This is a genomic window from Streptomyces sp. NPDC029956 (genome assembly GCF_055574655.1).
Window position 1 is genome coordinate 59889 of sequence record NZ_JBVHZJ010000017.1, and the last position, 21418, is coordinate 81306.

Below are 21418 nucleotides of genomic sequence, written 5' to 3' on the forward strand. Positions count from 1 at the left end.
TTTTTCGTTCTCGGTCCCAAACCCGGCCCGGGGGGCCCGGGGGGCGCCTGGCGGGTCTTCCCCCCCCCCCCCCAAACCCCCCAGGCCGACGATCGCGTTCCACCGCTTCGTGAAGTCCTGCCGCTCCCGCGCGGTGATGTCCCGGGCGATCGCGAGGCGTCCCCGCATGTCCGCGTCGGGGAAGATCAGCGGGTCCTCCGCGAGGGCCACCAGCTCCTCGTCGCCGGAGTCCGCGAGGACCTTCTGCGCGGCCGGCACGGGGCAGACGTAGTTGACCCAGGCGGCGAGTTCGGCGGCGACCTCGGGCTCGTAGTAGTAGTCGACCAGCTTCTCGGCGTTCGTCTTGTGGTGCGCGAGGTTGGGGATCATGAGGGACTCGGCCCACAGTTCGGCTCCCTCCTCGGGTACGACGAACTCGATGTCCGGGTTGTCGGCCTGGAGTTGGATGACGTCGCCCGAGTAGGCCTGGCAGGCCAGCACGTCGCCGGTCGACAGGTCCTTGATGTAGTCGTTGCCGGTGAAGCGGCGGATGTGCCGCTTCTTCACGAGGCCCTCGATCTGCTCGCACAGGCCGTGGAAGTCGTCGCCGGTCCACCGGGTGACGTCGACGCCCCGGCCCATCATGAGCAGGGCGAAGGACTCGTCGAGCCCGGACAGCAGGGTGACCTTGCCGCGCAGGTCGTCGGCCCACAGCTCCTTGGTGGAGCGGAGCTCACGGCCGAGCTTCCTGCGGTTGTACGCGATGCCGGTGATCCCGGACTGCCAGGGGACGCTGTGCAGCCGGCCCGGATCGAAGGCGGGCGAGCGGAGCTGCGGGTCGAGGTGCTCGGTGACGTTCGGCTGGGTGGCGCGGTTCATCTCCTGGGCCCAGCCGAGGCGGACGAAGCGGGCGGCCATCCAGTCGCTGACGACGATCAGGTCGCGGCCGGTCTCCTGGCGGTTCATCAGGGACGGGCTGATCTTGCCGAAGAACTCGTCGTTGTCGTTGATCTCCTCGGTGTACCGGACGGAGATCCCGGTGCGCTTCCGGAACGCGTCGAGGGTCGGGCGCTTCCTGGCGTCCTCGTCGTCGGTGTCGATGTAGAGCGGCCAGTTGGCGAAGTCGAGCGTCCGGTCCCGGGCGGAGAGGTCGCGCCCGGCCCGGGCGCTCTCGTCGACGTAGGCGGCGGGGACCCCGCATCCGGCGGCGAGCAGGCTCGCGGCCCCGGCACCGCCGATGCCGCGCAGCAGGGACCGGCGGGAGATGTTGTTCCTGGCTGTCGCTCTCACCCGTGCAGCATCGCGGCAGGCCACCGGCCGGGGCAATGGACGCTCCGTCGAGCGACGCGGCGCGGCCCCGACACCCTGTCGACCGGGGTGCCGGGGCCGCGTGGCGTTCAGGCGGGGGTTCAGCCCAGGGAGGTCATCACGTGCTTGATGCGCGTGTAGTCCTCGAAGCCGTAGCCGGAGAGGTCCTTGCCGTAGCCGGACTTCTTGAAGCCGCCGTGGGGCATCTCGGCGACCAGCGGGATGTGGGTGTTGATCCACACGCAGCCGAAGTCGAGGGACTTGGACATGCGCATCGCGCGCGCGTGGTCCTTGGTCCAGACGGAGGAGGCGAGGGCGTACTCGACGCCGTTCGCGTATTCCAGGGCCTGCGCCTCGTCCGTGAAGGACTGGACGGTGATGACGGGGCCGAAGACCTCGTTCTGGACGATCTCGTCGTCCTGCTTGAGGCCGGAGACGACGGTCGGGGCGTAGAAGTAGCCCTTGTCGCCGACCCGGTGGCCGCCGGCCTGGACCTTGGCGTGCGCCGGGAGGCGGTCGATGAAGCCGGTGACCTGCTTCAGCTGGTTGGCGTTGTTGAGCGGGCCGTAGAGCACGTCCTCGTCGTCCGGCTGACCGGTCTTGGTCCCGGAGGCGGCCTTGGCGAGCGCGGCGACGAACTCGTCGTGGATGGACTCGTGCACGAGGACGCGGGTGGCGGCCGTACAGTCCTGGCCGGCGTTGAAGAAGCCGGCCACGGAGATGTCCTCGGCGGCCTTGTCGATGGCCGCGCTGTCGAGGTCTTCGAAGACCACGACCGGGGCCTTGCCGCCCAGCTCCAGGTGGACGCGCTTGACGTCCTTGGCCGCCGACTCGGCGACCTGCATGCCGGCGCGTACGGAGCCGGTGATGGAGGCCATGGCGGGGGTCGGGTGCTCGACCATCGCCTTGCCCGTCTCGCGGTCGCCGCAGACGACGTTGAAGACGCCCTTGGGGAGGATCTGGCCGATGATCTCCGCCATCAGGACGGTCGACGCGGGGGTCGTGTCCGAGGGCTTGAGGACGACCGTGTTGCCCGCGGCGAGCGCCGGGGCGAACTTCCACACGGCCATCATCATCGGGTAGTTCCACGGCGCGACCTGGGCGCAGACGCCCACGGGCTCACGGCGGACGATGGAGGTCATGCCCTCCATGTACTCGCCGGCCGAGCGGCCCTCGAGCATCCGGGCGGCGCCGGCGAAGAAGCGGATCTGGTCCACCATCGGCGGGATCTCTTCGCTCGCCGTGAGGGCGATGGGCTTTCCGGTGTTCTGGACCTCGGCGGCGATCAGGTCCTCGGCGCGCTCCTCGAAGGCGTCGGCGATCTTGAGGAGCGCCTTCTGGCGCTCGGACGGGGTGCTGTCGCGCCAGGCGGGGAAGGCGGCCGCGGCGGCCTCCATCGCGGCGTCGACGTCAGCCTGGCCCGAGAGCGGGGAGGTGGCGTACACCTCGCCGGTGGCCGGGTTGACCACCTCGATGGTGCGGCCGTCGGCCGCGTCGCGGAACTCCCCGTTGATGTAGTTACGCAGCCGGCGCAGCTCGGTGGTCACTGCCACCCCTCCTGTCACGTTCTGTCGTCGCACGTCCTTGTGCGCTGTCCCGATGGGCGAGACACCTCAGCCTAGTCGCTCGGCTGACGCTTTCAACAGGCCCAACCCCCTCCAACTTCGGATTCCGTGACTTTCGAGCCCCTCGACAACGAATTACATCGATCCGGGGTTGCAAGACCGACATTCTCGGTGCAGAGTGAACTCGTGGCCAGTCGAAGCACAGAACCCAGAACCGGAACCGGTTCGTCCCCGACGATCGACGCCGTCTCCCTGGCGATCATCGAACAGCTCCAGGAGGACGGTCGCCGTCCCTACGCGGCGATCGGCAAGGCCGTGGGCCTCTCCGAGGCCGCCGTGCGGCAGCGCGTCCAGAAGCTGCTCGATCAGGGCGTCATGCAGATCGTCGCCGTCACCGACCCGCTCACCGTGGGTTTCCGACGGCAGGCGATGGTCGGCATCAACGTCGAGGGTGACCTTGATCCGGTTGCGGAAGCCCTGACGGCCATGGCCGAATGCGAGTACGTGGTGATGACCGCGGGCTCCTTCGACCTGATGGTGGAGGTCGTCTGCGAGGACGACGACCACCTGCTGGATGTGATCAACAAGCGCATCCGCACCCTCCCCGGCGTGCGCTCCACCGAGAGCTTCGTCTACCTCAAGCTCAAGAAGCAGACCTATATGTGGGGAACTCGATAATCGTGACCCAGTCCCGAAGTGACATGTCAAAGTCCGCCTACGACCACCTGTGGATGCACTTCACCCGCATGTCGTCGTACGAGAACTCGCCCGTTCCCACCATCGTGCGTGGTGAGGGCACCTACATCTTCGACGACAAGGGCAAGCGCTACCTCGACGGTCTCGCGGGGCTCTTCGTGGTCAACGCCGGACACGGCCGCGAGGAGCTGGCCGAGGTCGCGTACAAGCAGGCCAAGGAACTCGCGTTCTTCCCCGTGTGGTCGTACGCGCACCCCAAGGCCGTCGAGCTGGCCGAGCGTCTCGCGGACTACGCGCCGGGCGACCTGAACAAGGTCTTCTTCACCACCGGCGGCGGAGAGGCCGTCGAGACCGCCTGGAAGCTCGCCAAGCAGTACTTCAAGCTGCAGGGCAAGCACACCAAGTACAAGGTCATCTCGCGTGCGGTCGCCTACCACGGCACCCCGCAGGGCGCCCTCTCCATCACCGGTCTGCCGGCCCTCAAGGCCCCCTTCGAGCCGCTGGTCCCCGGCGCGCACAAGGTGCCGAACACCAACATCTACCGCGCCCCGATCCACGGCGACGACCCCGAGGCCTTCGGCCGCTGGGCAGCCGACCAGATCGAGCAGGAGATCCTCTTCGAGGGCGCCGACACCGTCGCGGCCGTCTTCCTGGAGCCCGTGCAGAACGCCGGCGGCTGCTTCCCGCCGCCGCCCGGCTACTTCCAGCGCGTCCGCGAGATCTGCGACCAGTACGACGTGCTGCTCGTCTCCGACGAGACGATCTGCGCGTTCGGCCGCCTCGGCACGATGTTCGCCTGTGACAAGTTCGGCTACGTGCCCGACATGATCACCTGCGCCAAGGGCATGACCTCGGGCTACTCCCCGATCGGCGCCTGCATCGTCTCGGACCGCATCGCGGAGCCCTTCTACAAGGGCGACAACACCTTCCTCCACGGCTACACCTTCGGTGGCCACCCGGTGTCGTCGGCGGTCGCCATCGCCAACCTCGACATCTTCGACAAGGAAGGCCTGAACCAGCACGTCCTCGACCAGGAGGGCAACTTCTTCGACACCCTGAAGAAGCTGCACGACCTCCCGATCGTCGGCGACGTCCGCGGCAACGGCTTCTTCTACGGCATCGAGCTCGTCAAGGACAAGGTCACCAAGGAGTCCTTCACGGACGAGGAGACCGAGCGCGTCCTGTACGGCTTCCTCTCCAAGGCGCTCTTCGAGAACGGCCTGTACTGCCGTGCCGACGACCGTGGCGACCCGGTCATCCAGCTCGCCCCGCCGCTGATCGCCGACCAGGGCACCTTCGACGAGATCGAAGGCATCCTGCGCTCGGTGCTCACCGAGGCCTGGACCAAGCTCTAAGGTCCCCGACGGGACCGAGCTCCGAGGTCCCCGCCGCGCGAGGCACACGACATCACGCCGCCCTCACGGCGTGACCCCGGCCCGGGCATGCCGCCATCCGAGTGGATGGCGGCGGCCCGGGCCGCGTGCTGTCCGTACAAACGGATCCGAATACTTACGGTGCCCAGTGACCGACAGGCCCGTCCCTTCGTTCCCCCGGACGGGGGACACAGATCGGATCCGACATCGAGGTGTACGCGATGGCCCCACCGGACAACGACGTGCTCTGGGCGCGTTCCCTGCACTGCGCCCTGGGCGGTTCGGACGCCCTCAGCGGCGTCTCCCTCGGCGTCCGCGAGGGCGAGATCCTCGCCCTCGTCGGCCCGCGCGGCAGCGGCAAGACCACCCTCATGCGGTGCCTGTCCGGCCAGCTCCTCGCCCAACAGGGCGAGGTCTGGTTCAACAGCAGCCCCGTGCACACCCTGGGTCCCGCCGACCGCGAACGGCTCCGCCGCGACCGCTTCGGCTGGATCGACCCCGAGCCCGGCCTCGTCCCCGAGCTCACCGGCTGGGAGAACGTCGCCCTCCCCCTGCTGCTTCGCGGCACCTCCCACCGCGCCGCGAGGACGACCGCCGTGGAGTGGCTGGAGCGCCTCGACATCGGCGACTGCGCCGGCAAGCGCCCGCACACCCTCACCCACGCGCAGGGCCAGCGCATCGCCATCGCCCGCGCGCTCGTCACCACCCCGTCGGTGCTCTTCGCCGACGAACCCACCGCGGTCCTGCACCAGGCCGACGGCGCCCAGGTCCTGCGCACCCTGACCGCCGCCGCCCGGTCGCACGGCATCACCGTGCTCCTCGCCACCCACGACGCCGAGGTCGCGGCGCTCGCCGACCGCTCGGTCGCACTCCTCGACGGACGCCGGGTCGGCACCGTACCCCCGGCGTCAGGGGCGGAGGGCGTCGCGGCGTGCTCGCTCTCCGTCTAGCCCGCGGGGCCCACCCCCTCGTCCAGACGCGCCGGCTCCTCGTCGCCGTCGCGGCGGCGGGGGTCGGCTTCCTCCTGCTCTGCACCCTCGGATACGCGGTCGGGCACCCGGAGCGGTCCTCGACGTCCGTGCTGCGGCTGCTCTGGTGCGTCCTGCCGCTCGCCGCGACCGTCCAGTTCGCGGTCGCGGTGGCCCGGACCGACCCCAGCACCCGCCCGCGCCCCGGGCTCTCCGCGATCGGCCTGGGACCCGCCCGCCTCACCGCGATCGCCGCCGCGTCGACGGCCGTCGCCTGCACGCTCGGCTCGATGCTCGCGCTGCTCTTCTACCTCCATCTGCGCGGCGACATCACGGGCCTGCCCTTCGACGGGGCCGCCGCCGAACTCCTCGCCGCCGACCGGCCGATCCCGCTCGCCGCCGCCCTCACCCTGCTCGCGGTGCTCCCGGTCGCCGCGGCCACGGCCGCGGGCCTCGCCCTGCGGCCGCGCACCGCGCCCGCCGCACCGGAGGGCGCGGAGAAGCCGCTGCCGTCCGGACTGCCGTGGGGGATCGCCCTGGTCGCGGTCGGCCTGGCCGTCGAGACCTACGCGGGCCGCAGCGGCGCCGGCGACGGACTCCCCCTGCCGGGCCGCTTCGACGGCAACCCGGCGGGCGTCCTGGCCGGCTGGGTCCTCACCGCCGTCGGCCTCGCGATGGCGGGCCCCGGTCTGGTCCACGGCTGCGGCCGCATCCTCCAGTCCGTCCGGCCGGGCGCCACCCGACTGCTCGCGGGCCGCGTCCTGATGGACGAGTCCCGCCGTATCGGCCGCCCCCTGGGCGTGGTCAGCGCGGTGCTCTCCGGAACGCTCGCGGCCGCGGCCCTGAACGACGCCGGCACCGGCACCTTCGGCCCGCTCACCGGCCTGGGCGCGGCGCTCGTCCTGGCCTGCACGACGGCCACCCTGCTCACCGCGGCCCTGGAGTCCAAGCAGTGCCGCGCCCACACCACCGCGGCCCTCCTCCGCATCGGCGCCCCGCCCACGGTCCTCCGCTCGGCGGCCCTCCTGCGCGCCGGCGTGCTGCTCGCGGTCTTCCTCCCCCTGACGTGGGCGGTCGCGGAACTGGCGGCGCTGCCGCTGACCGGCTGAGACACCGCGTCGGTGTCCTGACGACCGGGCCGCGAGCCGGGCCGATCGGCACGACGCCTCCAGGGGCGGCACCCCGGTGCCGCCCCTATCGTGGGCCCATGGCGACGCTTCCCCCGGCCCACCGGCCGCCCGGACCGCGCGGGCACGGGCGGGAGATCCACACGCTCGAAGCGTTCGACGAGGCGCTCGCCCGGCCCGGCTCGCTCGCCGGGTACCGCGTGCAGTCGGTCGACCTCACCGACCGGACCTTCGCCCTGCTGACCGCGGTCACCACCGGCTCCGTCTTCCTCGGCTGCCCGATGCAGCCGGAAGCGTCCGCCAAGGTCCGCTCCGGCGGCGCGCTCGTCTTCCCGCCCGTGCCCGACCTGCCCTTCGACCCGTACCGGGCGGCGCTCTACTCCCCCGAGGAGCTGTTCGACGGGCTCGCGGAGACGGGGTACGAGGGGACGCCGGACGCCCTCGCGTACGCCTGGTTCGGCCGGACCCGGGCCGACGGCGACATCCTCGCCTCGATGATCCGCTCGATCCACGACGACGCCGTCTCCGACGCCCTCGACGAACTCCTCGACGGGGCCCGGGTCGTCGGAGTGATGGGCGGCCACGCGATGGGCCGGGGCACGACGGCGTACGCGGGCGCCGCCAGGCTCGGCAGAGCGCTGGCGCGCGCCGGTCTCACCGTGGCGACCGGCGGCGGCCCCGGCGCGATGGAGGCCGCGAACCTCGGCGCGTACGTGGCACCGCTCGCCGACGAGGCCCTGGCCGAGGCCCTCGCCGAGCTCGCCGCAGTCCCCTCCTTCGCGCCCTCGGTGACGGACTGGGCCCGCGCGGCCTTCCGGGTACGGGCCCGCCTGCCGCACGGCGGCGACTCGGTCGGCATCCCCACCTGGTTCTACGGCCACGAGCCGCCGAACGCCTTCGCGGGCCGCATCGGCAAGTACTTCGCCAACGCCACGCGGGAGGACGGCCTCCTCTCCCGCTGCACGGCGGGCGTCGTCTTCCTGCCGGGCGCGGCGGGCACGGTCCAGGAGATCTTCGACGACGCGACCCCGAACTACTACCCGTCCCAGGGCCCGCCGACCCCGATGGTCCTGGTCGACCGCGCCCACTGGACGGAACGACTCCCGGCCTGGCCCCTCCTGGAGGCCCTGGCGGCGGGCCGGCCGATGGCGGCCCGGATCGCCCTCGTGGACTCGATCGACGAGGCCCCGGACGCCCTGGAGCGGCTGGCGAAGGCGTGACCTCCGGGGACGGGACCCGCCCCCGGAGCCGTACACACGTCTCCGCCGCACGGCGGACCGGGACGCGACCACGGTCCGACGACCGCCGGGGCGCTCCCCGCGAGGCTCGGACCATGGACCGGCGGTCGGCACCCGGGCCGTGCGACCGCTGCCGGTGACGCGCTCGGGTCACTTCCGCCAGAACAGGTGGTGCGTCACCGCGCCACCCGGGCTGGGCACGACATCGCGGTGGAACCGGTCGAGGAGTTCGTCGGGCGACTCCCAGAGCCGTACCCCGGCGCCGAGCTTCACCGGCGCGACCGCGACGTGCAGGGTGTCGACGAGGTCGGCGTCGAGGAACTCCCGGATGACGGTGGCCCCTCCGCCGAGCCGGACGTCCTTGCCGTCCGCCGCCTCCTTCGCCCGCGCGAGGACCGTCGCCGGGTCGCCGTCGACGAAGTGGAACGGCGTGTCGGACAGCGTGAACGAGGGGCGCGGGTGGTGGGTCATGACGAACACCGGCGTGTGGAACGGCGGCTCGTCACCCCACCAGCCCTGCCACTCGTGGTCCTGCCACGGCCCGCGCTGGGGGCCGAACTTGTTGCGGCCCATGATCTCGGCGCCGATGTTCCTGGAGAAGTCCCGTGTGAAGTAGTCGTCGAGGCCACGGCTGCCGCCCGGGTCGGTCCGGTTGGGCCAGCTCGCCGTGGCACCCGCCCAGGAGAACATGGCACCCGGATCCGCGTGCCCGAAGGGATGCTCGAGGCTCTGGCCCTCCCCCGTACCGAATCCGTCGGACGAGACCATGAAGTTCTGGACTCGGAGCAGCTGGCCCATGGGGTTCCTCCCGCGTGGTCGAAAAGACGACGAACACCAAGGAGACTCCACCGGGCCGGAGAACTCATCGCACCGCTACGGAATGTCGTCCCCCAGCACGATCACGTCCTCCGCCCGGAACTCCACCCCGACCGCGGCGCCCTCCCCCGGCGCCTCCCGCAGCGGAAGCTCCGCGTCCAGCGGCGGCCCGTCCACCGGGCGGAGCCGTACGGCCACATGGCTGCCCCGGAAGGTCCGGGACTCGACCGTCCAGGCCGGGCCCTTCTCGACGGGCACGAGCCGTACCCCGCCGGGCCGGACCAGGAGTCGTCGCTCGCCCTGCGGCGAACCGTCCGGCACCGGGACCTTCCCCCAGGCGGTCTCGGCGACCGGCCCGGTCACCCGCGCCGCCACCACGTTGTCGAACCCCAGGAAGCGGGCCACGAACTCCGACGCCGGCCGCGACCAGACGTCGACGGGTGCACCCGACTGGGCGATCCGCCCGTCCCGCATGACCACCACCCGGTCGGCCAGCGCGAACGCCTCCCCCTGGTCGTGGGTGACCGCGAGCACCGTCGTGCCGAGCCGCCCGAAGAGCTGCCGCAGCTCCACGACGAGCCGCTCCCGCAGCCCCCGGTCGAGCTGGCCGAGCGGCTCGTCCAGCATCAGCAGCCGGGGCCGGGGCGCCAGGGCCCGGGCCAGCGCCACCCGCTGCTGCTCACCGCCGGAGAGCGCGGAGACGGACCGCCGCTCGGCGCCCGGCAGTCCGACGAGGTCGAGCAGCTCCGCCACCCGCCCGGCCTGTTCGGCCTTCCCGGCCCCGCGCATCCGCAGCCCGAAGGCGACGTTGCCGCCGACGTCCCGCTGTGGGAACAGCTGGTGGTCCTGGAACATCAGGCCGACGCCCCGCCGGTGCACCGGGACCCCGCGCTGGTCGGCGCCGCCGAGGAGCACCCGCCCGCCGTCGAGGGCCTGCAGCCCGGCGACGGCCCGCAGCAGTGTGGACTTGCCGCTGCCGCTCGGCCCGAGCACGGACACGATCTCGTGGTCGGCGACCTCCAGGTCCACGGCGTCGAGCGCGGCCCGCTCCCCGAACCGTACGGTCGCCCCGTCGAGTACCAGCATCAGAACTCCCCCGAGGTGCGTTCGGTCCGGAGCCGTTCGAGCAGCAGCAGGGACACCGCGCACACCACCATGAGGATCGTCGAGAGGGCCATCGCCTGGCCGTAGTTGAGTTCGCCGGGCCGGCCCAGGAGCCTGGCCACCGCCACCGTGAGGGTCGGGCTGTCGGGGCGGGCGATGAAGACGGTCGCGCCGAACTCGCCGAGCGAGACGGCGAACGCGAACCCGGCGGCGATCAGCAGCGCCCGCCGCACCAGCGGCAGGTCCACCTCCCGCCAGGCCCGCCACGGCGAGGCACCGAGCACGGCCGCCGCCTCCCGCAGCCGCTCGTCCACCGCACGCAGCACCGGCAGCATCGTCCGTACGACGAACGGCACACCGACCAGCGCCTGGGCCAGCGGTACGAGGATCCAGCTGGCCCGCAGGTCGAACGGCGGCTCGTCGAGCGTGATGAGGAACCCGAAGCCGACGGTCACGGCCGACACCCCGAGCGGCAGCATGAGCAGCGCGTCGAAGCCCCGTACGAGCCGCCCGGCGCGCCTGGTCAGCGCGGCCGCGGCGAGCCCGCCGATGACGAGGGCGATCAGGGTGGCGACGACGGCGTACCGCAGTGAGTTCCCGATCGTGTCGAGCAGGGGCACGAGGAAGGTGCCGGACGGGTCGGGGGTCTGCAGGGCCCGGTAGTAGTCGAGCCCGTATCCGTGGGAGGTGGCGAAGGACCGCTCGACGAGCACCCCGAGCGGCAGCACGATCAGCAGGGCGACGGAGAGCAGGACGGCCGCGAACAGCGCCCACTGGCCCAAGCCCCGGGGCCGGCGGGCCGTCTCCTCGGGTGCCACCATCCGCAGCGCGGTCTCCCGGCGGCGGACCGCCCTGGCGTGCACGGCGAGGACGACGCCGACGGCGACGAACTGCACCATCGTGAGGACGGCCGCCGTCGTCAGGTCGAACCGGACGACGGTCTGCCGGTAGATCTCTGTTTCCAGCGTGGAGTACGTGGAGCCGCCGAGGATCTGGACGACGGCGAAGGAGCTCGCGGTGAACAGGAAGACCATCAGCGCCGCCGCGGCGACGGACGGGGCGAGCGCCGGCAGGGTCACGGTCCGCCAGGCCTTCCAGCGGGACGCGCCGAGGACCCGGGCCGCCTCCTCCTGGCGCGGGTCGAGCTGCGCCCACAGTCCGCCGACGGTCCGTACGACGACGGCGTAGTTGAAGAACACATGGGCGATCAGGATCGCCCAGGCCGTGGTGTCCAGCCGTACGCCCCACAGCTCGTCGAGGAGCCCGCCGCGGCCCACGAGCGCCAGGAAGGCCGTACCGACCATGACGGTCGGCATCACGAAGGGCACGGTGACGACCGCGCGCAGCAGCCCCTTGCCGCGGAACTCGAAGCGCGCGAAGACGTACGCGCCGGGCAGCGCGATCAGCAGGGTCAGCCCGGTCGAGGCGAGGGCCTGCCAGCACGTGAACCACAGGACGCCGAGGATCTCCGGCCGGCTCAGCGTCTCGCCGAACCGGCCGAACTGCCACACCTCGTCGACGCGCAGCCCTCGCTCGACGATCGAGACGACGGGCCAGGCGAAGAAGAGCGCGAAGAAGGCGACGGGCACGACCATCAGGCCGAGCCGCGCCGCACTCCCCCGGCGGTCGGGGACTACTTCAGAACGAGCGACGACCACTGCTGGATCCACGGGTCACGCTTCTCGGCGATCTTCTCCGGCGCCATCGTCTCCGGCTCGTCGACGACCACACCGTGCTTGGTGAACAGCTCGGGCAGGGCCGCGTCCTTCGCCACCGGGTTGACGAACATCTGGAGCGGCATGTCCTCCTGGAACTTCTTGGAGATCAGGAAGTCGATCAGCGCCTTGCCGCCCTGGGGGTTCTTCGCGCCGTTCAGCAGGCCCGCGAACTCCGTCTGCCGGAAGCAGGTCCCGGTGGAGACCCCGGTGGGGGCCACCTTCGGCTGCGGCTCGCCGTAGAGCACCTCGACCGGCGGGCTGGAGGCGTACGAGACGACGAGGGGCCGGTCGCCCTTGGCCTGCTTGCCGCCGGCCGAACCGGAGAACTCCTGGTTGTAGGCGAGCTCCCAGCTGTCGACGGTCTTCACGCCGTTGGCCTTGAGCTTCGTCCAGTAGGCCTGCCAGCCCTCGTCGCCGTACTCGGCGGCGGTGCCGAGCAGGAAGCCGAGCCCCGGGGACGACCGCTCGGGGTTCTCGACCACGAGCAGGTCCTTGTACGCCGGCTTCGCCAGGTCGTCGAAGGTCACCGGCGGCGCCAGCTTCCTGTCGGCGAAGTACTTCTTGTCGTAGTTGACGCAGATGTCACCGGAATCGATCGGCGTGACCCGCTGCTCCTTGTCGAGCTGGTACGCGGCCGGGACCCGGTCGAGTCCCTTCGCCTCGTACGGGACGAAGATCCCGTTGTCGAGGGCGCGGGACAGCAGGGTGTTGTCGACGCCGAAGAAGACGTCGCCCTGGGGGGAGCCCTTGGTCAGGATCTCCTTGTTGACGGCCTCGCCCGCGTCGCCGCTCTTCAGCACCTTGACGGTGAAGCCGGTCTGCTTCGTGAACTCGGCCAGCACCTCCTTGGAGGCGTTGAACGAGTCGTGACTCACGAGGGTCACGGTCTTCGGCGCGGGCGCGTCGGACTTGCCGGCCGCCTCGCGGATGCCCTCCGTGCCGCAGGCGGCAAGGGTGGTGACGCCCAGCGCCGCGACGAGCGCGGCGGCAGCGGCCTTCTTGATGCTCACCGGATTGGTGCTCACTGAGATTCCTCCTGGGTATGACCAGGAAGAGACGCGGCCCTGCCCACGACCGGCGAACCGGACGCGGGCAGGGCGCAACAGCTTGAGTTAACGACCGAACTTCCTACCCAGAATGACCTGGGCAAGGTTCAGAGGGTCTGCGGTCCTACGGTGACCGCACTCTCAGCGCTGTGGCGCTCCCCTGTCGGAATATGGAGATGTGTTCGAGCTCAGACTACAAGGTCAGCGCTCGGCGGCCGCCAGCTGTCCACAGGCACCGTCGATCTCCTGGCCTCGGGTGTCCCGGACGGTCACCGGCACGCCGTGGCGGGCGATGGCCTCGACGAAGGCCTTCTCGTCCTCCGGACGCGACGCCGTCCACTTCGAACCCGGCGTCGGGTTCAGCGGGATCAGGTTGACGTGCACCCGCTTGCCCTTGAGGAGCTTGCCGAGCAGGTCACCGCGCCAGGCCTGGTCGTTGATGTCCCGGATGAGCGCGTACTCGATGGAGATCCGGCGCCCGGACTTCTCCGCGTACTCCCAGGCGGCGTCGAGGACCTCTCGCACCTTCCAGCGCGTGTTGACCGGCACCAGGGTGTCGCGGAGCTCGTCGTCCGGGGCGTGCAGCGAGACCGCGAGCCGGCACTTGAAGCCCTCGTCGGCGAACCGCAGCATCGCGGGCACGAGCCCGACGGTGGAGACGGTGATCCCGCGCTGCGAGAGCCCGAGACCGTCCGGCTCGGGGTCGGTGAGGCGCCGGATGGAACCGACGACCCGCTTGTAGTTCGCGAGCGGCTCCCCCATGCCCATGAACACGATGTTGGAGAGCCGCGCCGGTCCCCCGGGCACCTCCCCGTCCCGCAGCGACCGCATGCCGTCCACGATCTGGTGCACGATCTCGGCGGTCGACAGGTTCCGGTCGAGCCCGGCCTGCCCGGTCGCACAGAACGGGCAGTTCATCCCGCAGCCGGCCTGTGAGGAGATGCACATGGTCACCCGGTCCGGGTAGCGCATGAGCACCGACTCGACGAGCGTGCCGTCGTGCAGCCGCCACAGGGTCTTGCGGGTGGTGTCGTCGTCGCACGAGATGTGCCGCACCACGGACATCAGATCGGGCAGCAGCTCCCCGGCCAGCTTCTCCCGCGAGGCGGCCGGAATGTCCGTCCACTCGGCGGGATCGTGCGCGTACCGCGCGAAGTAGTGGGTGGACAGCTGCTTGGCGCGGAACGGCTTCTCGCCGATCGCGGCGACGGCCTCCTTCCGCTCGGCGGGCGTGAGGTCGGCCAGGTGCCGCGGCGGCTTCTTGGCTCCGCGGGGGGCGACGAAAGTGAGTTCTCCGGGCTTGGGCATGGTTCCCCCAGTGTCGCAGACGGAACGCGGTAACCAGGGGCCCGAGCCCCCGGCGGTGGTCGTCCCGGGCCGTCCGGGGCCGCCCCGGGCGCCTTCGGACGGCCCGGAGACCGCCCGGGGCGGAGACCGGTGGGCGGGGAATCCGCGGGCGGACCGCGTACGGCCGGTGGGACGGAGCGGCTGGGAGCGTCCCACGGCATGGTCGGGAGAGCCGCTCGGCCCGGGGGCATCCTTGAGGTATGGACAGTGCCCCGATAGTCGTCCATCAGCCCTCCCCCACCGGCGGAAGGCGTGTCACCGCGCGCGGCGACATTCTCGGCCTCGCCCACAGCGACGAGGACGTCGTCGAGTTCCTCCGCCGCGCCGGCCTCCCGGACGCCGGGGATCTCCTCGACGACCCGGCCTGGGTGAAGTGGCGCGGCGGCCGGGCTCACGAGTACAGGGCCGCCTGACGCGCGACGCCACGCCAGGGGCCGTGCCCTCTCCTGCCCGACGACCGGCGCGGCCCCTCACGCCCGGCGGGCAGCTGCGGACCTCCACTCCCGCCGCCCGCTCTTCAACTACCCAAACGGCAGTTCGCCGTTGCACTCTCACGGCCTCTGCCCGGAGACTGTCAGCCACGTGCAGCGGTGAGCCGGCTCACGCTGCGGTCACCGGGGGGACGCTTGAGTGTCGAAGCAGCCATAGCGGGTCGACTCGCCGGCGTGGTCGCAGGGCCCCTGATAGGCCGCGTCCAGCGAGAACTGGCCCGCCGAGGACGAGCGAGAGGGAACCTCGCCAACGCCTTGGACCGGATCGCCGCCCCGGACGGACGGAGCGTTTCCCCGACCGCTCTGCTGAACGACCTCCCTCACGGGGTCAGCAATCGCGATGTGCTCAGGTGCATAGAAACGCCAGAGTTCAGGGCACTGTCCCAGCAGCTGATGGCCATCGAGATCCTGGACGGGGACCTGAGAGCGGCAACCAAGATCAAGTTTGCCTTTCGGGAATTCTTTCGGAAGCAGTTCCCTGACGTGGACTCCGCCGCTCTGAACAACTATTCGGAACTCTTGTTCACCCATCTTCATCGCAAGTGCGAGGGGCTGGTTCGCGAGCTTCGCGCCGCGCTGAAGGATGAATCCCATGCCATCGACTGGGCGCACGCGACCCTCGCAAGGGCGACCGCGGATTCCATCGAATCGTATCTCGCGGTTCTGGCTCGTCCGCACAGACCGAAGGCTGAGGTCAGGGACGAGTGGACCCAACGGTACCGAAAAGCCTTCGCACTCCACGAAGAAATACCACTGCCTGACCTCGGCAATCGTCGACGAATCCACTACACCCAGATCTTCGTTCAACCCAAGCTGATACACGGACAGGACGACGACCGAACCTCCTTCGACGACTTCATAGGCTCGATCGACCGGACGGTTCTCCTGGGTGACCCGGGGGCCGGAAAATCGACGAGCAGCGCGATATCTGCGTCGATTCTGTTTCAAAGGGAAGAATCGATCCCGTTCTACGTGGTGATGCGTGAGGTCGACTTCACCGCATCAGGGTTCTCCCTGCTGAAGGTCATCGAAGAGCAGTTGGCCCATCGGTACCAGATCAAGGTTCCAGAGGGACTTGTCGAGGAGGTTCTCCTCGAGGGGTCGGCTCTGCTGGTGTTCGACGGACTCGACGAGGTGCAGTCGGAAAGCGTGCGCCGCAGGTCCTCCGAGATCATCGAGACAGCGAGTCGCCTCTACCCGTTGTCACGGGTTCTCGCGACATCCCGCATCGTGGGATACAGCTCGGCAAGGCTGAATCCGGCGACCTTCCACGAGTATCGCATCCAACCGTTCGACAACGGACTCGTTCGAGAGAACGGCGAGGTTCGCGCGTACGTGTCCAAGTGGTTCTCCGTCGGATCGCGCCTGCCGGAGCCACCGGTTCAGGTGACTGAAGCCTTCATGAAGGAAAGCACGAGCATCCCCGATCTTCGCTGCAATCCGCTCTTGCTGGCCTACATCTGCGTCCTGTACAGGGGGCACCGTTTCATCCCGCGGAGCCGAGCGCAGCTGTACAAGAAGTGCGCGGAACTGCTTCTGGCCGACTGGGACAACTTCCAGGGCCTTCCGGTCGACAGCGAAACGGATCTCGACACCGTACGACATACCCTCGCCGCCCTCGCCTACCGGTCCATCACCGACCCTCAATGGTTGGCCGGCATGCCGGAAGCCGATGTGAAGTCGGTCGCCTCGGCAGCCATGTCCGACGAGTCGGTTCCCGCACACGAAGAAGCACGACGACTGGCCGAAGAGCTCGTCACCCTATGCCGCGGCCGCGCCTGGATCTTCACAGAGCTCGGAACAGAGGTGGACGGCTCGGGAATCTTCGGCTTCACCCACCAGAGCCTTCAGGAGTACTTTGCAGCCCTTCATCTGACACGCAACAGCGGAACACCGGAGCTGTTGGCCGATCGCCTTCTGCCCGAACTGACAGGCGGGCGATGGGAGATCCTTACGCAGATCTGCATGAACCTGGCGGATGAGAAGTGGGCCGGCGGGAGCAGTCGCGTCGTCACCAGGCTGCTGGAACGCGGGCAGACAGTCGAAGGTGAAGGCCTCCGGACGCTCGTGGAGTTCATGGCTCGCCGGCTCGACGTCGTCAAGATAAACGTCTCGACCATGCAGCTCCTCATGAAGCTCGCCATCGAAAGCTACATATCCACCGCGTCCGGGGAACTTCAGGAGTTCCTTTCGCCTTCGGGACCCTACCCGGAAGCAGCTTGGGCGGCCTTCCAAGCGGTGGCGGAGGAGCATCTCTCCACCGCGACGAACAAGGCGAGTTCGCACAGCCTGGCGTTGGCGTGGCTCGTCACCAACGTCCACTACATCCCTGTTTCACGACATGACCAGCAACGGGTGAAGACCTACGCCGACCCTGTGCAAGCCCACCTCGGGTCCGTACCCGGCCTGCAGGACATTGCCCTGAGCGCCATGGAGCACTCTTCGGCCGGCTGGGCTCTGTCACTGTATACGGGTGCCACCGGCATAAGGACGCTGGCAAGTCCGCAGGCCCGTAGGGCTGCTGGGCCTCCCGACGCGGCGCACAGCAATGTTCTGTCCGTCATGCTGGATACGGCAGGTACTCCCAACTCGCTGGGTCCCATTTCACCGGCTGCATGGGTGTTCGATGTCCTTGGCAGCGGCACGATCACCGACGAAACACGGCGTGGGCGGGCTCACAGTGCTCTCGCCGACCTCGCCCTGATGCTGGGCAACCCGCTGGACACTCTGGTCAACCTTGATGTACCTCGACTGGACGACCGATTCCTGGCGTACTGGAATACACGTGGCGCAGCCCGGTGCGAGAGAGTGGTCCGAGAGTTGTACGACAGCTCCGGACGGGAAGCGAGCGGCGGAAGCTCTTCCCTGACCGGGCTGATCTACTTGTGCCTGGGACTCATAGAGCTGCTCGAGGAGGCTTTCGCAGCACAGGTCAGATATCCACTGTCGCTGGCCCTGCTGGCCAAAGCCCGTCGGGAGGGCCCTGAGTCTCTGAGTCCGCTGATGCCTCGACTGATCTTCCCGGCTCGGCAGTTCGTGGCCAATTGGTCTGCGGGTCAGCACATCTGGAACATGAACAGTACGCAGGTTTCATAAGGCCACCTCGATCACCGCACCCGCCGCGCCGTGCGGGGCAGGAGTCCCGGGACCCGTGCTGACGCCGTGCGTGCCCCGGCCGGCTCCGGCGGACTCACCCGCGCCGTGGACGCTCAGGGACCGGGTGACCTGGGCTGGGTCCGTGGGATCCGGTGGGTGAAGAAGAGCGCCACGACGGACGCGCCGGCGAGGATCGCGAGGGCTGCCTTCAGGCCGTCCAGGCGGGCGGCCTCGTTCGCCTCCAGGGCGGCCTCGGCCACCTCCTCGCTGGTGCCCGCCTCGTCGAGGGCGGTTGTCAGCTGGGCGTCCGAGAGGAACGGGACACCGCTCTGCAGCTCCACGACGGCCTGGCTCTTGACCTCGGCCGGGATCGCCTCGTTCCGCTCCACCGCGCCCAGGAAGGACGTCGTGAGCGCGGCGATCATCAGGGAGCCGGCGAGCGCCGTGCCCATCGAGGAGCCCAGGTTGGTGACGGCGTTCTGGATCCCTCCGACCTCCGCGCTCTGCCGGTCCGGGACCGCGGACACCGTGACCGATCCCAGCTGGGAGGCCAGTGCACCCATTCCGAAGCCGATCAGCAGCAGCGGGACGGTGACGATCTCCGCTCCGGCCTCCGCGTCCAGCGCGGCCATCAGAGCGACCGCACCGGCGAGCAGCGCCACCACCCCGATCCGTACCACCCGTCGCGGCGAGACGTCCGGGAGGAAACGCGGGATCAGGATCGCGGCGGCCAGCAGCGTCAGCGAGAGCGGCAGGATCCGGGCGCCCGTCTGCAGCGCCGACAGGCCCAGGGCCACGGACAGATAGAGCGGGACGACGAAGAAGACGCCCATCTGCACGAGGTACTGGAAGAAGAACATCGTCAGACCGCCGGTGAGCTGCCTGTTCCGCAGCATGGCCGGGTCGACGAGCGGCTCCCGGCCGCGCTTGACCAGCCGGGCCTCCCAGTGGAGGAACAGGTACAGCAGGAGAAGACCCGCGATCATCAGCCACACGGTCATCGACACCCCTAGCCATGCGGGCGCGTCGGTCTTCGGCTGGACCCAGCCCCACTCGTCCGAGCGCAGGACACCGTAGACGAAGACCCCGAGCCCGGCGGCGGACAGGAGGGCGCCGACGAGGTCGATGTGCGGGTGTTGCTCGTCGGCGGCATCGGCGATGCGGCGGGCGAACACCAGGATGACGAGCACCACCAGCACCTCGCCGGCGAAGACCCAGCGCCAGGAGAAGTAGGTCGTGGCGACACCGCCGATGAGCGGTCCGAGCCCGATGGCCACGGCGCCCGCCGCCGCCACGATGCCGTACGCCGCCGCCCGGCCCTCGGTGGGGAAGTTGCCGGCCACCAGCGCCACGATCGACGGCAGGATGAGCGCCGCCCCGATGCCTTCGAGGAACGACCAGCCGAACAGCAGGACGGGCAGGTTCGGCGCGAGCGCCGTGGTCAGCGATCCGCAGCCGTAGATCACACAGCCGATCATGAACGCGCGCCGGCGTCCGATCAGCACCCCTACCTTGCCGCCGGGGATCATGAACATCGCCATCACCAGCGTGTAGGCGGTGATGGCCCCCTGGATCCCGGTCACCGTCGTGCCCACGTCGTCGGCCACGGTCGCGATCGCCACGTTCATGACGGAGCTGTCCAGGGCCATCAGGAACTGGCCCGCCGCGAGCGTCAGCAGGACGAGCCGCGCCCCCGCCGCTGCGCCGCCGGCGCCGCCTGCCTTGGGTGTCATGACCGCATTGTCCCCACTCGGCATGATGTCGGCTCGGCGAGCACGCCCACATGCGTCAGGGCCCGCCACCCCTGAGGGTGACGGGCCCTGACGACACACGCGTACGGATCAGGCCGAACCGACGAAGATCACGAACAGCAGCCAGACGACCGGAGCCGTCGGCAGCAGCGAGTCCAGCCGGTCCATGATCCCGCCGTGCCCCGGGAGCAGGGTGCCCATGTCCTTGATGCCCAGGTCCCGCTTGATCATCGACTCGCCGAGGTCGCCGAGCGTCGCACTCGCCGCCACCGCGAGACCCAGCAGCAGACCCTGCCACCAGATGCCGTCGTCGATCATGAACTCCATGCACAGCGCGCCCGCCGCCATGGCGAAGGTCACCGCCCCGAACAGACCCTCGCGGGTCTTTCCGGGACTGATCCTCGGTGCCAGCTTGTGCTTGCCGAAGCGCCAGCCGATCGCGTACGCGCCCGTATCGCTGACCACGGTCAGCAGCAGGAACGTCAGCACCCGCTGCGGGCCGTCGTCGGCGGTGAGCATCAACGCCACGAACGTCGCCAGGAACGGCACGTAGAACGCAGCGAACACACCCGCCGTGACGTCCTTCAGGTAGCCCTCGGGGGGCTCCGTCATCCGCCAGACGAGCACCGCGAGCGCCGTGAGCGCCATCGCCACCCAGGCGCCCTCGGGCCCCCGGACGTAACCGGCGACGACCATCGCCGCGCCGCCGACCGCGAGCGGCACCAGCGGAGCCTTGATCCCCTTGCGCTCCTGGAGACGGGAGGTGAGCTCCCACAGCCCGACCACCACGGCGATCGCTATCACCCCGACGAACGCCGGCGCCCAGATGTACAGCGAGGCGATGATGACGGCCCCGAGTCCGACCCCTACCCCTATGGCCGCGCCCAGATTGCGCCCCGCGCTCTTCTTCGGCCGTGGCGCCGTCGGCGCGGGCGGCGGAGGCGGGGTGGGGCTGGGCATGGGCTCCTGCGGGTGCTCGTGCGGCGTCTCGTCACGGAACAGGGGACCGCTCTGGTGAGCGGCCCCCCGGCCGTGACCGTCCTGGAATCCGCCGGCGGGAACGTCGGGCACGATGGGCATGGGCCGAGTCTGCGCCGCCTGATGCCGTTCGTATGCGGGACCCGCCGGGACGGGCCCCTGGTCGGGTCCCCCACGGCCGGAACCGGCCGGGGCCCCCCAGGAAGAGTCGTTCATCAGACCTCGAGCAGCTCGGCTTCCTTGTGCTTGAGCAGCTCGTCCACCTGCGAGACGTACTTCGCGGTGGTGTCGTCGAGCTCCTTCTCGGCGCGGCGGCCCTCGTCCTCGCCGACCTCGCCGTCCTTGACGAGCTTGTCGATGGTCTCCTTGGCCTTGCGGCGGACCGAGCGGATCGAGATCTTCGAGTCCTCGGCCTTGCCCTTGGCGACCTTGATGTACTCCCGGCGGCGCTCCTCCGTCAGCTCGGGGAACACCACCCGGATGATGTTGCCGTCGTTGCTCGGGTTGACGCCGAGGTCCGAGTCACGGATCGCCTGCTCGATGTTGCGCAGCGCGCTCTTGTCGAACGGGGTCACCACGGCCATCCGAGGCTCCGGGACGGAGAAGGACGCCAGCTGGTTGATGGGGGTGATGGCACCGTAGTAGTCCGCCACGATCTTGTTGAACATCGCCGGGTGCGCACGGCCGGTGCGGATCGCGGCGAAGTCCTCCTTGGCGACCACGACGGCCTTCTCCATCTTCTCCTCGGCCTCGAGGAGGGTCTCTTCGATCACCACATGCTCCTGCGTGTCGTCGCGTTGTGTCCTGCACGGTGTAC

16 protein-coding genes and 1 pseudogene are annotated in these 21418 nt (G+C 70.0%); 7 read left to right on the forward strand and 10 right to left on the reverse strand.

Translation table 11 applies throughout. From position 1 onward, the window contains the following. Positions 1–81 precede the first annotated feature (81 nt). Together ACZ4XX_RS16260 and ACZ4XX_RS16265 are read right to left on the reverse strand one after the other, a co-directional pair. Positions 82–1245, reverse strand: a pseudogene (locus ACZ4XX_RS16260) (polyamine ABC transporter substrate-binding protein); the annotation flags it as partial. Between the two features lie 143 nt (positions 1246–1388). Continuing rightward, on the reverse strand, positions 1389–2834 hold the full coding sequence (locus ACZ4XX_RS16265) for a gamma-aminobutyraldehyde dehydrogenase (protein WP_468508577.1): 1446 nt from the start codon (positions 2832–2834) through the stop codon (positions 1389–1391). 204 nt (positions 2835–3038) lie between these two features. On the opposite strand from ACZ4XX_RS16265, the gene ACZ4XX_RS16270 reads away from it, so the two are divergent. The 5 genes from ACZ4XX_RS16270 to ACZ4XX_RS16290 all read left to right on the forward strand — a co-directional run bounded on the left by ACZ4XX_RS16270 (position 3039) and on the right by ACZ4XX_RS16290 (position 8236). Next, positions 3039–3530 carry an Lrp/AsnC family transcriptional regulator gene (locus ACZ4XX_RS16270; protein ID WP_030322349.1) on the forward strand — a complete coding sequence of 164 codons (492 nt, stop codon included), beginning with the start codon at positions 3039–3041 and terminating at the stop codon, positions 3528–3530. A 2-nt stretch (positions 3531–3532) separates the two neighbouring features. Continuing rightward, positions 3533–4903: an aspartate aminotransferase family protein gene (locus ACZ4XX_RS16275; protein WP_468508578.1), complete on the forward strand. Its 1371-nt coding sequence runs from the start codon at positions 3533–3535 to the stop codon at positions 4901–4903. 239 nt (positions 4904–5142) lie between these two features. Further along, positions 5143–5871 carry an ABC transporter ATP-binding protein gene (locus tag ACZ4XX_RS16280; RefSeq protein ID WP_468508579.1) on the forward strand — a complete coding sequence of 243 codons (729 nt, stop codon included), beginning with the start codon at positions 5143–5145 and terminating at the stop codon, positions 5869–5871. Then, positions 5853–6998 (forward strand): hypothetical protein, encoded by a 1146-nt coding sequence (locus tag ACZ4XX_RS16285; RefSeq protein WP_468508580.1) that lies wholly within the window; start codon positions 5853–5855, stop codon positions 6996–6998. The genes ACZ4XX_RS16280 and ACZ4XX_RS16285 overlap by 19 nt, the downstream gene beginning before the upstream one ends. Before the next feature lie 98 nt (positions 6999–7096). Next, complete coding sequence (locus ACZ4XX_RS16290) at positions 7097–8236, forward strand: LOG family protein (RefSeq protein ID WP_468508581.1); 1140 nt, start codon at positions 7097–7099, stop codon at positions 8234–8236. Positions 8237–8404: 168 nt separating this feature from the next. Here the strand turns inward: ACZ4XX_RS16290 and ACZ4XX_RS16295 are convergent, their stop codons facing one another. The 5 genes from ACZ4XX_RS16295 to rlmN all read right to left on the reverse strand — a co-directional run bounded on the left by ACZ4XX_RS16295 (position 8405) and on the right by rlmN (position 14246). Then, complete coding sequence (locus tag ACZ4XX_RS16295) at positions 8405–9052, reverse strand: dihydrofolate reductase family protein (RefSeq protein WP_468508582.1); 648 nt, start codon at positions 9050–9052, stop codon at positions 8405–8407. Between the two features lie 75 nt (positions 9053–9127). After that, complete coding sequence (locus ACZ4XX_RS16300) at positions 9128–10156, reverse strand: ABC transporter ATP-binding protein (protein ID WP_468508583.1); 1029 nt, start codon at positions 10154–10156, stop codon at positions 9128–9130. Next, positions 10156–11769 (reverse strand): ABC transporter permease, encoded by a 1614-nt coding sequence (locus ACZ4XX_RS16305; RefSeq protein ID WP_468508635.1) that lies wholly within the window; start codon positions 11767–11769, stop codon positions 10156–10158. The genes ACZ4XX_RS16300 and ACZ4XX_RS16305 overlap by 1 nt, the downstream gene beginning before the upstream one ends. Before the next feature lie 38 nt (positions 11770–11807). Then, positions 11808–12902, reverse strand: coding sequence for a thiamine ABC transporter substrate-binding protein (locus ACZ4XX_RS16310; RefSeq protein WP_468508636.1), 1095 nt, complete (start codon positions 12900–12902; stop codon positions 11808–11810). Between the two features lie 237 nt (positions 12903–13139). Continuing rightward, positions 13140–14246: a dual-specificity RNA methyltransferase RlmN gene (gene rlmN / locus ACZ4XX_RS16315; protein ID WP_468508584.1), complete on the reverse strand. Its 1107-nt coding sequence runs from the start codon at positions 14244–14246 to the stop codon at positions 13140–13142. A gap of 239 nt (positions 14247–14485) precedes the next feature. Between rlmN and ACZ4XX_RS16320 the strand changes: the two genes are divergently transcribed. Then, positions 14486–14698, forward strand: a complete 213-nt coding sequence (locus tag ACZ4XX_RS16320; RefSeq protein WP_468508585.1) for a hypothetical protein — start codon at positions 14486–14488, stop codon at positions 14696–14698. Between the two features lie 213 nt (positions 14699–14911). Continuing rightward, entirely contained in the window at positions 14912–17872 is a 2961-nt protein-coding gene (locus ACZ4XX_RS16325; protein ID WP_468508586.1) for an NACHT domain-containing protein, read from the forward strand. A gap of 113 nt (positions 17873–17985) precedes the next feature. Here the strand turns inward: ACZ4XX_RS16325 and ACZ4XX_RS16330 are convergent, their stop codons facing one another. From ACZ4XX_RS16330 to frr, 3 genes are all read right to left on the reverse strand, one after another. Beyond that, positions 17986–19605, reverse strand: a complete 1620-nt coding sequence (locus ACZ4XX_RS16330; protein ID WP_468508587.1) for an MFS transporter — start codon at positions 19603–19605, stop codon at positions 17986–17988. A gap of 108 nt (positions 19606–19713) precedes the next feature. Next, a complete protein-coding gene (locus tag ACZ4XX_RS16335; RefSeq protein WP_468508588.1) occupies positions 19714–20817 on the reverse strand; it encodes a phosphatidate cytidylyltransferase in 1104 nt (367 codons plus the stop codon). Continuing rightward, a complete protein-coding gene (gene frr, locus ACZ4XX_RS16340; protein WP_030322321.1) occupies positions 20817–21374 on the reverse strand; it encodes a ribosome recycling factor in 558 nt (185 codons plus the stop codon). The genes ACZ4XX_RS16335 and frr overlap by 1 nt, the downstream gene beginning before the upstream one ends. Positions 21375–21418 lie beyond the last annotated feature (44 nt).